This is a genomic window from Streptomyces sp. MB09-01 (genome assembly GCF_033794505.1).
GTDB lineage: Bacteria > Actinomycetota > Actinomycetes > Streptomycetales > Streptomycetaceae > Streptomyces.
Genome location: NZ_JARAYQ010000003.1, coordinates 45,587 through 57,755, shown reverse-complemented (window position 1 = coordinate 57,755; position 12,169 = coordinate 45,587). Strand labels below are relative to the sequence as shown.

The window sequence follows — 12,169 nt, the reverse complement described above, 5'->3', positions numbered from 1 at the left end:
CTTCCGGCTTCCGGCTTCCGGCTTCCGGCTTCCGGCTTCCGGCTTCCGAGCGGCGTATGCCGGGGCCCCGCCCGCGGTCCGCGGGCGGGGCGCCGGGCGCGGGGGCGCGCCGGCGGAGGGTCAGAACGCGAAGACGGCGTTGCCGTTCAGGGTCGCGGCCATGACGCAGCTGTTGGAGAAGGTGTGCTTCCAGGCGACGCGGCTGCCCTTCCACACGCCGTCGGCCGTGACGGTGACGGGGGCGTAGTGCATCGGGCACGCCCGGTCCGGGTCCGGGGAGGCCAGCAGGCGGTCGAGTGCTCCGTCGGTGGAGTTCAGGGCCGCGCAGGCCGAGCCGGGGTCGGGGTGGGTGCCCAGGGCGGTCGGCGCACAGCTGAGGGTGGAGGCCCGTACGACGGTGGACGCGTCGTCGTCGCCCTGCGCGACGGTGAACACCATCGCGGACGGGGCGTACAGGCCGGCGGGCTGGGCCGCCGCGATTCCGGTGGCTCCGATCAGGCTGAGGACTGCAGCGGCGGAGGCAGCTGCGATGCGGTGACGCACGACGAGACTCACTTTCGATTCAAAGGTTGAACGCGATATTTCCTTTCGATCGCGTCCTTGTGAGCCCCAGACTGTCCGACATGGAGACGAGTCGCACATCGATGACCGATTTACGGACAGAGCGTGTACATACGCACGACCGAATGGTCGTTCGGGCAGCTCAGAGGGGGCGCACCCGCGTCGTGACCGGACGCGGACACCAGATACACCGACCGTGACGTGCACCCCTGAGCCCACTGACCTGCTGTCAGCCGCGCGCGGTTCACCGAACGGCCACGCAGCTTGGCCGGATACGTGCGCCCATCGCCGACACGGGGTCCGACCCTACGCCGATTACACGGGAGAGTTATAGATATATCCGAATTAGGCAACACGAGCTGCAATTGCGGCGATTCGCGGGGAATGGAGGCCAAAGTGTGGCTCCTCGGCACGACGCCGGGAACCGCACGGAGCCCGACCGCCTCGAACGACGCCGGTCCGGGCTGACTGTTGAAGGGGTCAGCTCCATGTCTGCTTCTCTCGCCACCCGCCGCCTTCTCGCCGCGGCCCTGGCCGCCGGCGCCCTGGTCGGCGCAGCCGCCCTGCCGGCCACCGCCGACGACCACCGACGCGACCGGCACTCGCATTCCGCCCTCGTCATCGGCGACGTCCAGTACGACAGCCCCGCCCGCAACGACCGCTCCAACCGCGCGCTGAACAGGGAATGGGTCGAGGTCAAGAACACCGGCCGCAAGGCCGTCAACCTGCGCGGATTCACCCTCACCGACCAGCAGGGCAACCGCTACCGCTTCAACCACCTCCGCCTGGACGGCCGCTCCAGCGTCAAGGTCCACACCGGCAACGGCCGCGACACCCACCGCGACGTCTACCAGGACCGCCGCCACCAGATCTGGGACGAGCGCGACACCGCCACCCTCCGCGACGACCGCGGACGCGTCGTCGACACCGAGTCCTGGGGCCGCCGCGGACACCACGACAACCACCGCCGCTGACCCCCACCGGCAGCCGCACCGCCGGGAACAGGAACGGGAACAGGAACGGCGTGCCACGGCAACCTCGCCGCGGCACGCCGCACCCATGTCCCACCCTGTGCGGGATTTGCTAGCGGGCCGGGTAGTCCGTGTAGCCGCGGGCGTCGCCCCCGAAGAAGGTGGCCGGGTCCGGGGTGTTGTACGGACCTTCGGTGCGCAGGCGGTCCGGCAGGTCGGGGTTGGCCAGGAAGAGGGCGCCGAACGCGACGAGGTCGGCGGTGCCGTCCTCGATCAGTCCGAGGGCCCGGTGGTCGGTGGGGCCATCGGTCGCCGGGTTCAGCACGAGCAGCCCGGAGAACTGCTTGCGCAGGGCGAGGGTGGTCTCGCGGGTCTCGGAGGTGGGCTCCAGCACGTGCAGGTAGGCGAGCCCGAGCCCGTCGATCTCCTTGACCAGCGCCTCGTAGGCGGGCTGCGGGTCGGGCTCGGAGATGTCGTTGTACGTGTTCCCGGGCGAGATGCGCAGTGCGGTCCGCTCGGCGCCGACCGCGGCGGCGACCGCCTTGACCACCTCCACCGCGAAGCGGATCCGGTTCTCGACCGGGCCACCCCACTCGTCGGTGCGCAGGTTCGAACCGGGGGCCAGGAACTGGTGGATCAGGTAGCCGTTGGCCCCGTGCAGCTCCACCCCGTCGAAGCCGGCCTCCACCGCGTTGCGGGCGGCCTCGGCGAAAGCGGCGATGGTCGCCCGCACCTCGGCGCCGGTCAGCTCGTGGGGGGTCACGAAGTCCTTCATACCTTCGCCGGTGAACAGCTGCCCCTGGGCGGCGACCGCCGACGGGGCCACCGGGACGAGGCCGTCGGGCAGCAGGGACGGGTGGCCGATCCGGCCGGAGTGCATCAGCTGGGCGAAGATCCGGCCGCCGGCCGCGTGCACCGAGTCGGTGACCTCACGCCAGGCGGCGACCTGCTCGGCGCTGTGCAGGCCGGGGGTGAACGGGTAGCCCTGGCCGACGACGGAGGGCTGGATCCCCTCGCTGATGATCAGACCGGCCGAGGCGCGCTGCGTGTAGTACTCGGCGACGAGGGCGGTCGCGATACCACCCTCACCTGCGCGGCTGCGGGTCATCGGGGCCAGGGCGATGCGGTTGGAGAGGGTGGAGCCGGCGACGCGAACCGGTTCGAAAGCGCTGGTCATATTCGCCTCACGGAGATAATTGGTCGGCCAAATATTGGCTGCGGGATGCAGCGTACCCCATTACTTGGCCGGCCAAGGTAAAATCTGGAGGGCGGGTAAGATCCGTAGACGGACGACGACGGTCAGGGCGTGGTCCGCCGACCGGACCCTGCCGCACCCGACCCAGGAGGAGCGCCCCCATGACCGCGGAAACCGCTCAGGAACCGCGCACCACCTCGCAGTGCACGGCGGCGCCCAGCGCCGTGCTCGAGGGGCCGGTGAGTCATGCGATCAGCCGGGTCGCCCGCCTCCACCGGATCGCGGCGGGCCGCGCCCTGCGCGACCTGGGGCTGCACCCGGGGCAGGAGTTCCTGATGATGCACCTCTGGGACAACGGGGCCGTGCGCCAGTCCGAGCTGATCAAGACGGTCGGCCTCGACCCCTCCACAGTGACCAAGATGCTCCAGCGCCTCGAACAAGCCGGCCACGTACGCCGCCGCCCCGACCCGTCGGACCGGCGGGCGTCCCTGGTCGAGGCGACCGACGCCAGCTGCGGGCTCCTGCTCCAGGTCCGCGGGGCGTGGGGCGCGCTGGAACGCCAGACCCTGGACGGTCTGGACGACGCCGAACGCACCGAACTGGCCCGCCTGCTGGGCAAGGTGGAGACCGCCCTCTACACCGAGCTCGCCCGCAGCTGCAACGCCGAAGACGAGGGGACGCACAAGGGGCCGGGCGCCTGCTAGGGGTACACGCAGCCGTTTGGTCCGCTCGCCGGACACACCTACCCTCTAGCCCATGATCCAGATGACGGATGACGCGGTGCGCAGCTATCAGGTGGGACCTGTACAGGCCGAGCTTCGCGCGCTCACGGTAAGTGACGACCGTGAAGGCATGCTCGAGGGAACGCCGCACCTGCACCGTCGCTTTCGCCTGAAGGGCATCGAGAAGGCGATGGCAGCGACGCCGCATCTGTACGTGCACGATCTCGACAAGCTCCGAGCCGATGCGGAGGGGCGGGTCGAGGAGTGGCTGCCGCGAGAAGCGGTTCATGCGCGACTGACGTCATGGTGGCAGCCCGAGGACATTGCCGAGCCCGGGCACACGACGCTTTCGCTGATGTGGTTCCAGACGGCTGGGCAGGATCCGTTCGCCCGCCTGGCCACGATCGCGCGCCCCCTGGACTGGGCTTCGCTTGCCAGGTTTGTCCCCTTCGAGGAATAGGCCGCTTCCTTCGGATCATCCGATCGCTGGTCTGGTGTGTCGTTGACCGACGCCCAGGGGGCACGCGTCGAGCCGCTGCTGCCGGACCGGACGGTACGTCCCGCCGCCACCGGCGGAACAGGTCGCAACCCCGGCCCCCGGCCCGTACTCCGCTCGGCAACAACGGTCCCGCGTAGCCGCGCGGCTGGCAGACTCGGGCCCATGCCCGAGGAACACACCGATGCGCAGCCGGAGGATCCGCTGCACGCGTATGCGGAGTTCTACCCCGAGGTCCTCCGGGCCGGGTCCCTGCGGCATGCGCTGCAGGCGGCAGCGGACCGGGCGGGGTACGGACTCACGATCGAACTCATGCCACCGCCCCGCTGGCGGCACATCGTTGCGCGGGCCCGGAGCGGCAACCGTTCCGTGATCGTTTCGATGACCCTCGGCCGGCGGAGTTTTTCCGTCGACTGCCGTGCCGACGGGGCCCGCACGGCCCACGGCGGCACCGCAGAACTGTCCGAGGCCGCCGGCGCGCTGCATTCCTGGCTGCAGGGGCTGCGCGTGCCCGGCCTCACCGCGCAGTGGCCCTTCTTCGGATCCGGGGAGCCGTCCGGGGCCGGGGAGCCCGGGGACGGGGTGCCCGTCAGATGGCGGGAGTTGCGTGCTGCGGCTGCCGGACCGCTGCACGCCCCGCTGTACGAACTCGTCGAGGCCGCCTTCACCGAACCGCGCCTCCGGGCCCTGTCCCCCGGCACCAGCCATGACTGGCTGCGCTTCAGCCGCCGCGTCACCGCTCCCCTCTCCACCGACCTGCCGATGGCCCGGGCGATCGGAAACGGCCGCTACCGCGTGCGAACGCACGAGGGCCGGATGCACGAAACCACCGGCACGAGCGAAACCATCGCCCTCATCCTCGACTGCCTGCCCGAGAACCAGTCCCCCGGGACCGGGCCGAGTTGACTATCGTGATCTTGATCAAGGTTGCGAACGAACCCGTCGCCACCGACCGGCCGCCCAGTACGTAGGGGAATGCGCATGACCCGGACATCCGAAGACGTCTCCCTGGCCCAGCCGTTCGGGGAGGCGTTCTCACGCGACCCCCACGCCGTCTACGCGGAACTGCGCGCCGCGGGGCCGGTGCACCGGGTGGCGCTGCCCGACGGTTCGCCGGTGTGGCTGGTGACCCACGAGGCGGACGTGCGCGCCGGATTGTCCGACCAGCGCCTGTCGGTCGACAAGAGCCATGCGTCGACGGGTTTCAGCGGCTTCTCACTCCCGCCCGCGCTCGACCGCAACCTCCTGAACATCGACCCGGACGACCACCTCCGCCTTCGCCGACTGGTCGCGAAGGGGTTCACCGCCCGGCACGTCGAAGTGCTCCGCGAGAGCATCGGGGCAGCGGTCGACGGCCAGGTCGCGCAGCTGGCGGCCGAGATCGCGGGCACCGGCGAGGCGGACCTGGTGACGGAATTCGCCAGACCACTGCCGCTACGGGTCATCGGTGCCCTGCTCGACATCCCGGCCGGCGACCAGGAGCGCTTCGCCGCCTGGGTCGCCACCATGCTCGGCCCGCGCTCCCGCGAGGGCCTCGTCCAGGCCATCGGTGACATCCACCGGTTCCTCGTCGACCTCGTGGCCCTGCGGCGCGCCGCCCCCGGTGACGACATGCTGTCGAGCCTGATCGCGGCGCGCGACGAGGAGGACCGGCTCACCGAGGACGAACTCGTCTCGCTCGCCTTCCTGATCCTCGGGGCCGGCAGCGAGAACGTCCAGCACGTCATCAGCGCCGGCGTGCTCACGCTCATCGAGCACCCGGAGCAGCTGGCCGAGCTGCGGGCACGGCCCGCGCGCGTGGCGGACGCGGTCGAGGAACTCCTGCGGTACACCAGCCCCAACCAGACCGCGATCCGCCGCTTCCCCACCGAAGCCGTCGAGATCGGCGGCGTACGGATACCGGCCGGGGACACCGTCCTCTTCGGTCTGGCCTCCGCGCACCGGGACCCGGCCCGCTACCCGGACCCCGACCGCTTCGACATCGACCGCGCCGACAAGGCCCACCTCGCCCTCGGCCACGGCATGCACTACTGCCTGGGAGCGCCCCTGGCCCGGCTCCAGCTCACCCTGGCCCTCACCTCGATCATCGAGCGGCTCCCCCGCCTCAGGCTCGCCCACCCTGCGGACCGGCTCCGGTGGCACAGCACCTTCCGGTTCCGCGCCCTGCAAGACCTGCCGGTCACCACCCTCCCCTGACCACCGCTCGGGCGGCCGGGGCCGCCGCGGGGGCCGGGGCTCGCGCGCCGCTCGACCGGCCGCGCCCGGAATGCCCGGCCCCGGGGACCGCCGTAGCGTGTTCCCGTGCGCCACACCACCGCGGCCGCGGCCGTGACGGCCACGTTGTGCGCGGCCGCGCTGGCCTGCTCCACCCAGGCCGGTCCGCCGCGTTTCCAGGCCCGGCCTGCCGACCCGCTGTCCGCGCGGGTCACGGCCGTACCGGCGAAAAAACTGGGCGCCTCCTACCGCAATGGCTGCCCGGTCCCGCCCGAGCAGCTGAAGCTGATCCGGATGAACCACTGGGGCTTCGACGGCCGGACCCACCCGGGCGAGCTGGTGGTGCACGAGAACGCCGTCCGCCCCCTCCTCCACGTCTTCCAGCGGGCCTTCGACGCGCGCTTCCCGATCCGCCGGATGCGCGTGATGGCCGAGTACCGCAACGACTCCGAGGCCATGGCCGAGGACAACACCTCGGCCTTCAACTGCCGCCCGGTCACCGGCGATCCCCGGCGCCTCTCACAGCACGCCTGGGGGGACGCCGTGGACATCAACCCCGTCGAGAACCCGTACGTGGACGTCCACGGCGTCGTCCACCCCCCGAAGGGCCGCCCCCACCTGCAGCGGTCCCTGAACCAACCGGGCCAGATCCACCCCGGCGACGCCGTCACCGAGGCGTTCCGCGAGGTCGGCTGGCGCTGGGGCGGCCGCTGGGCCAACCGGGACTACCAGCACTTCTCCGCCAACGGCGAGTAGGCGACCGGGCTCGCCGTCAGTCCCGGCCGAACCAGAATTCGGCGAGGGAGTTCAGCTTCGTCTCCGCCGGCGCACCCAGTTCCCTCATGTACCAGGGCAGGTTGCTGTACACGTGCAGCAGGGTGTACGCGAGCAGTTCGGCCGGCTCGAGGCCGGCCCCGGATCCACTGCCGTACGACGCGAGGAACCTGCGCAGCAGGTGGCGGTCGGCTCGAGTGACGAAGAGTCCGACGCCCACGAAGTCGTACGCGTGGTGGCCGATCATGGCCGGTTCGAAGTCGAACAATCCGGTCAGGCGCCAGCCGTCCGGGTCCACCAGGAGGTGCTGCCGCATCACCTCGGTGTGCAGCAGGGCGCGCCGGGGCTCGCGCGGGAGCGGGACGGAGGCGAGGAAGTCGGGAATCTGTTCCAGCCATGCGTCGGCCAGTCCGTGGCCCCGCTGCTGTTCCACGGCGCCTTCCCGCTGTCCGTCGACGAAGGCGCCCCAGTCTCCGGGGCCGAGGACGTCGGCGAGCGGTTCGGGGTCCAGTGCGTGCAGCGCCGCCAGTGCCTCGCCGACCTCGGCCACCAGCCGTTCCCGGTCGGCCTGCGGTATCCGCGGCCAGGCGTGCGCCAGGCTCTCGCCGCCGAGCCGCGACATCAGGACGTAGCGCCAGCCGTTCTCGTAGGCGCCGGACTCCCGGACGTGCGGTGTCGCCACCGGCAGCCGTCCCTGCACGTGGGCGAGCACCCGTCCTTCGGCCATGCCGTCCCGGGCCGCGGCGGCCGGGAACAGCTTCAGGACGTGCTCGTCACCGACCGCATAGACGGGCTGGGAACCGTCCTTGAACCGGACCAGGGGCGTTCCGCCCAGACCCAGACGGCCGCAGAGGTCCTCCGCACCCGGTCGCATGATCGTTTCGTCAGGGACGATGGCGTCCCACTCCTCGTCCGTTTCCACCAAAGGCAGCATTCTCGGGAACGTAGGCCGTGCGGACCGTCGCCACAACCGGATTTTCCGGCCGGGGGAACCGGGGGCCGGGACCGGCGGCGGTTCGAGTGTTTGCGCTGGTGGAAAACGGTGAGACGCCCTGTGCGCCGCGTTCCGGTAGGACCCGCCGTCGTACACGCATCGCGCGTCCGGCATCGGGCAAGAGGCGGCTAGGGAGATGGGAGACCCTCATGATCGTGCTCGGAATCATTCTGCTGATCGTCGGGTGGCTGCTCGGTATCTCGATCCTGTGGACGCTGGGCATCATCCTGCTCGTCATCGGCGCCGTGCTGTGGATCCTCGGGGCCGTCGGACACGAGGTCGGCGGAAGGCGCCACTACTGGTAGCGGCTTCGCCCTTCGGTGTGGGCCGACGGCACGTTCATCCGTGCCGTCGGCCGACGTCCCGTCAGGAAGGACGGCCTTCCCGTCACAAGGGTGAAACCGGCGCGTACAGCCCCGTCGTTCGCACAGAGGCCACGTAGAGTCGGATTTTGAGCCGGTTCGTCCTACTTCGGGGATGTGCATTGCGTCGTCTCACGGTTGCTCTCGCGCTGCTGACCGCCCTTTCCTGCGGCTCCCTCGTGGGCCCGCAGGCCGTCTCGGCGGCCGGCTCGGCGGCCGGCTCGGCCGAAGGGGGGCCGTCGGGCAGCGGCGGCCGGGGAACGAACATCCTGATCGTCGGCATCGACAGCCGCGCCGGTCTCTCCACGGCGGAGAAGAACCGGCTCCACGTGGGTGGCAAGGCCTGCAACTGCACCGACGTCATGATGCTCGTGCACCTCTCCGAGAGCGGGGAGCGTGCGAGCGTGGTCTCCATCCCGCGTGACTCCTACGTCGAATACGCCGGCGACACCACCACCGCCCGCAGCGGAAAGATCAACAGCGCGTACGCCATGGGCGGCGGCGCACTCACGGTGGCCACCGTCGAGAAGGCCACCGGTCTCCACGTCGACCACTACCTGGAGACCGGCTTCAGGGGCTTCGAGCAGGCGATCGACAACCTCGGCGGCGCGACCGTCTGCACGGACCGGCCCCTCACGGACGAGAACTCCGGCCTCGACATCGGCGCCGGCCGCCACCACACCAACGGGAACGACACCCTGCGCTACGTACGCGCCCGGCACGTCAACCTCCGGCCCGGGGACCTCGGCCGCGTCCGCCGCCAGCAGCGCGTGGTCAACGACCTCCTGGCCCGCCTCACCCTCGAGGGGGCCCTGGCCAGCCCGGTGCGCACGGCGCGGACCGTGCACGCCCTGCTGAAGTCCGTACGCACCGACGCGCGGACCGGGCCGGGCGACCTGATCCGCATCGGCTGGGCGCTCGGCCGCCTCCGTGCGGACCGGATCGAGTTCGCGACCGTCCCGATCCGGCTCTTCGACCACCGCGTACCCGGAGTGGGTTCCTCGCTGGTGTGGCACGAGGCCCGCTCCGCCGCGTTGTGGGACGCGCTGGGCGCGGACCGCCCCCTCACGGGCGACACCCGCATCCAGCCCGTCGCGGAGACCCCGGCGCCGACCGACCCCGCCGGCATCGCCGTCCGCGTGGACGACTCCGCCGTCGCCGCGGCCCTGCGCCGCAACGGGTTCGTCGTCACCGACACCTCGCAGTCCGCACCGTCCGCCCGCCCGGCCGGCCCCCCGGTCATCCGGTTCGCCGCCGGCCAAGAGGAGAAGGCGGCGACCCTCGCGGCCGCTCTGCCCGGCTCCCGCCTGGAGGCCCGCCCCGATCACGGCGCGATCTTCGATGTCGCGGTCGGCACGCAGCCGGTCCTGGTCAAGACCGTCACCTACGACCGCAACGTCGCCGACGGCGCCCCTGTGACCGGCGACCGCCTCCGCTGCGCCGAGGGGCCCGCAGCCGCGGCCCCCGCGACCACCGGTCGGCCGTAGAGCAGGGGCGGTCGGAGGGCGGCGCAGGGGCGCCAGGGCCACGATGAGAGATGTGGACGAAGCGCAGCCGCAGCACGCACCGAGTGAGCGGCCGCAGGAGCGGGCCTGGGCGCCCTCCCGCACCGTGGGCACCGGTACCGCCGGCCGCTGTCCGGGGTTTCCGCGCCGCGGGGCCGGGGCCTCCCAGGAGGAGCGGGTACAGGATGCATGAGGAGATGCCGTTCGAGGATCTGATCAGCGGCGCCGCCCAGGACGCCGGAGGATGGCTGGGCGCGCTGCCGGTGGCGCTGATCGCCACCAGCAGCGAGGGGCTGGTGGTGCGCTGGAACCACGGCGCGCAGGAACTGCTCGGATACACCCCGCCCCAGGTGCTCGGCCGGCACATCGCCGATCTGCTGCATCCGGGTGCCGACCGCAGCCTGGGCCGGTCCCTGTGGGAGACGACCGCCACCGGTCGCGGGGTGATGGGTACGGTCACCGCCTGGCACCGCAGCGGTCACCCGCTGGAGCTCGAGATCTGGGCCTGTCCCGTGCCCGACCGGCGCCACGGCGCCTCCGCGGTCCTGGTCTTCGCGGCGGACGCTCATGCCGCCCGCCGTATCCGCGGGTCCTCGGCGGTGTGGGACGGCTTGTTCGCCCGCTCCCCCGTCGGAATCGGCGTCCTCGACACACAGCTACGGTTCCTGCAGGTCAACCCGGCGCTGGAAGCGATGAACGGTCTCGCGGAATCAGCCCACGTGGGCCGACGCCTGGCCGAGATCCTGCCCGAGGTGAACGCCGACGAGATGGAAGAGGCGATGCGGCAGGTCCTGGACACGGGTGAACCGGTCCTCGACCGGCGACGCACCGGCCGGACCCCGGCCGACCCGGAGCACGACCACGTGTGGTCGTGCTCCTACGTGCGTGTGGAAGACCCCGGCGGCCGGCCGATCGGCATCATCGCCTCCCTCCTCGACATCACCCGGCAGCAGCGCGATCAGACCGAGGTCGAGGCGGGCCGCCGCAGGCTCGCGCTGCTGAGCGAGGCCAGCTCCCGCATCGGTGGCAGCCTCGACCTGGAGCGCACGGCGCAGGAGCTGGCCGACCTCGCCGTCCCGCACCTCGCCAACGCCGTCACCGTCGACGTACTGGACTCCCTCGCGAGCGGCAACGAGCCGGGCTCCGGACTGGCCGCGGGCGTTGCGCTGCGACGCCTGGGCAAGGCGCCGCTGACCGGCTCCGCCGTCACCCAGATCCTGGCGCCGCTCGGCAGGACCCTCACCTTCCCCGCGGCCGCCCCGTACACCCAGGCCCTCACGGCCCGGCAGCCGTTCCTGATCGCCCACCTCGACGAACGGGCCGTCGCCACGGCCTCCCGCCACACCGCCAAGCCCGCGCAACTGCTCGAGACGGGCGTGCACTCGTTCATGATGATCCCGCTCGTCGCGCGGGACGTGGTCCTCGGCGTCGCGACGTTCTACCGCGCCCGGCCCGGCGGGGCCTCCTTCGGGTCCGACGACGTCACGCTCGCCACCGAACTCGCCGCCCGGGCCGCCATCGGCATCGACAACGCCCGCCTGTACCACCACGAGCACGAGACCGCGGTCGTCCTCCAGCGCAGCATGCTCCCCCAGCACGTCACACCTCCCCCGGGCATCGAGATCGCCCACCGCTACCTGGCGGCCAGCGACGTCAACGAAGTCGGCGGGGACTGGTACGACGTCCTCCCCCTCACCGGAGGCAGGGCCGCGCTGCTCATCGGGGACGTGATGGGGCACGGCATCGCGGCCGCCGCGGTCATGGGGCGCCTCTCCGCGACCGTACGCGCCCTCGCGCGCCTCGACATGTCGCCGACGGCGCTGCTGCACCAGTTGGAGGCCACCCTCGCCGACCTCGCCGAACCGATGCTGGCCACCTTCCTCTACGTGGTCTGCGACCCCGTCACCGGCCACTGCACCGTCACCCGCGCCGGACACCCGCCACCGGCCGTGGCCGAGCCCGACGGCACCGTGTACCTCGTCAAGACGCCGCCCGGCGTCCCGCTGGGCGTCGGCGGCATCACCTTCACCACGACCGAGATCTCCCTGCCCCCCGGCAGTCTGCTCGTCCTCTACACCGACGGCCTGATCGAGGCCCGCAGCCGTGACATCGACGAACGCCTCAACGAGCTCACGAGCCTGCTCACGGAACCGCACCAGCCACTGGACCACCTGTGCGACACCCTGATCGCGCACCTGGTACCGGCATCCGCGGACGACGACATCGCCCTCCTCGCCGCCCGCATCGGCACGCCCCGCCACCTTCGGCCCGCCTGACGGGCCGCCGCGGACCGCACCCTGCGCGGTACGGGGCCTGGCGCGGCGTCAGCCGGGCCGACCGGGCCGAGAGGAGATGAGGAGCGCCCCGCACTGTCA

At 71.7% G+C, this 12,169-nt stretch carries 12 protein-coding genes; 9 read left to right on the top strand and 3 right to left on the bottom strand.

Annotated elements, in window-relative coordinates; genetic code table 11:
• Nucleotides 1–120: 120 nt before the first annotated feature.
• Nucleotides 121–543: a subtilase-type protease inhibitor gene (locus PV721_RS01360; RefSeq protein ID WP_319720878.1), complete on the bottom strand. Its 423-nt coding sequence runs from the start codon at nucleotides 541–543 to the stop codon at nucleotides 121–123.
• 506 nt (nucleotides 544–1,049) lie between these two features.
• On the opposite strand from PV721_RS01360, the gene PV721_RS01355 reads away from it, so the two are divergent.
• Entirely contained in the window at nucleotides 1,050–1,535 is a 486-nt protein-coding gene (locus tag PV721_RS01355; RefSeq protein WP_319720877.1) for a lamin tail domain-containing protein, read from the top strand.
• A 109-nt stretch (nucleotides 1,536–1,644) separates the two neighbouring features.
• Here the strand turns inward: PV721_RS01355 and PV721_RS01350 are convergent, their stop codons facing one another.
• On the bottom strand, nucleotides 1,645–2,709 hold the full coding sequence (locus PV721_RS01350) for an alkene reductase (RefSeq protein WP_319720876.1): 1,065 nt from the start codon (nucleotides 2,707–2,709) through the stop codon (nucleotides 1,645–1,647).
• A gap of 179 nt (nucleotides 2,710–2,888) precedes the next feature.
• Between PV721_RS01350 and PV721_RS01345 the strand changes: the two genes are divergently transcribed.
• From PV721_RS01345 to PV721_RS01325, 5 genes are all read left to right on the top strand, one after another.
• Nucleotides 2,889–3,431 (top strand): MarR family winged helix-turn-helix transcriptional regulator, encoded by a 543-nt coding sequence (locus tag PV721_RS01345; protein WP_319720875.1) that lies wholly within the window; start codon nucleotides 2,889–2,891, stop codon nucleotides 3,429–3,431.
• A gap of 52 nt (nucleotides 3,432–3,483) precedes the next feature.
• A complete protein-coding gene (locus PV721_RS01340) occupies nucleotides 3,484–3,909 on the top strand; it encodes a hypothetical protein (protein ID WP_319720874.1) in 426 nt (141 codons plus the stop codon).
• Nucleotides 3,910–4,110: 201 nt separating this feature from the next.
• Nucleotides 4,111–4,851, top strand: a complete 741-nt coding sequence (locus PV721_RS01335; RefSeq protein WP_319720873.1) for a DUF6193 family natural product biosynthesis protein — start codon at nucleotides 4,111–4,113, stop codon at nucleotides 4,849–4,851.
• Between the two features lie 75 nt (nucleotides 4,852–4,926).
• Nucleotides 4,927–6,141 carry a cytochrome P450 gene (locus PV721_RS01330; RefSeq protein ID WP_319720872.1) on the top strand — a complete coding sequence of 405 codons (1,215 nt, stop codon included), beginning with the start codon at nucleotides 4,927–4,929 and terminating at the stop codon, nucleotides 6,139–6,141.
• A gap of 105 nt (nucleotides 6,142–6,246) precedes the next feature.
• Entirely contained in the window at nucleotides 6,247–6,915 is a 669-nt protein-coding gene (locus tag PV721_RS01325; RefSeq protein ID WP_319720871.1) for a M15 family metallopeptidase, read from the top strand.
• 16 nt (nucleotides 6,916–6,931) lie between these two features.
• Here the strand turns inward: PV721_RS01325 and PV721_RS01320 are convergent, their stop codons facing one another.
• Nucleotides 6,932–7,867 (bottom strand): aminoglycoside phosphotransferase family protein, encoded by a 936-nt coding sequence (locus tag PV721_RS01320; protein WP_319720870.1) that lies wholly within the window; start codon nucleotides 7,865–7,867, stop codon nucleotides 6,932–6,934.
• 209 nt (nucleotides 7,868–8,076) lie between these two features.
• On the opposite strand from PV721_RS01320, the gene PV721_RS01315 reads away from it, so the two are divergent.
• From PV721_RS01315 to PV721_RS01305, 3 genes are all read left to right on the top strand, one after another.
• Nucleotides 8,077–8,232 carry a DUF6131 family protein gene (locus PV721_RS01315; RefSeq protein ID WP_319720869.1) on the top strand — a complete coding sequence of 52 codons (156 nt, stop codon included), beginning with the start codon at nucleotides 8,077–8,079 and terminating at the stop codon, nucleotides 8,230–8,232.
• A gap of 179 nt (nucleotides 8,233–8,411) precedes the next feature.
• The gene (locus PV721_RS01310) at nucleotides 8,412–9,776 is read left to right on the top strand and encodes an LCP family protein (RefSeq protein WP_319720868.1); all 1,365 of its coding nucleotides are present in this window, start codon (nucleotides 8,412–8,414) and stop codon (nucleotides 9,774–9,776) included.
• A gap of 203 nt (nucleotides 9,777–9,979) precedes the next feature.
• A complete protein-coding gene (locus PV721_RS01305) occupies nucleotides 9,980–12,070 on the top strand; it encodes a SpoIIE family protein phosphatase (RefSeq protein ID WP_319720867.1) in 2,091 nt (696 codons plus the stop codon).
• Nucleotides 12,071–12,169 lie beyond the last annotated feature (99 nt).